Origin of the sequence: Candidatus Corynebacterium faecigallinarum (genome assembly GCF_052264515.1) — a bacterium.
Taxonomy (GTDB): Bacteria; Actinomycetota; Actinomycetes; order Mycobacteriales; family Mycobacteriaceae; genus Corynebacterium; species Corynebacterium faecigallinarum.
Genome location: NZ_JBQQOC010000106.1, coordinates 1 through 219, shown reverse-complemented (window position 1 = coordinate 219; position 219 = coordinate 1). Strand labels below are relative to the sequence as shown.

Below are 219 nucleotides of genomic sequence, written 5' to 3'. Positions count from 1 at the left end.
CGAAGAACCAGCGTGGCAGTCTCGCCGGTGCGGTCTTTCACTCGGACCACGGCAGTGTCTACACGTCCGGGGCATTTCAGGACACCTGTCGCCGCCTGGGGCTGCGCCAGTCGATGGGCGCGATCGGTACCAGCGCGGACAACGCGCTGGCCGAGTCGTTCAATGCCGCACTCAAGCGCGAGGTCCTCCAGGACGCGAAGACCTTCACCAACCAGCTGG

At 65.8% G+C, this 219-nt stretch carries 1 pseudogene; it reads left to right on the top strand.

Features of this window, described 5'->3' with window-relative positions:
- Positions 1-219, top strand: a pseudogene (locus ACTXPP_RS14255) (IS3-like element IS1206 family transposase); the annotation flags it as partial.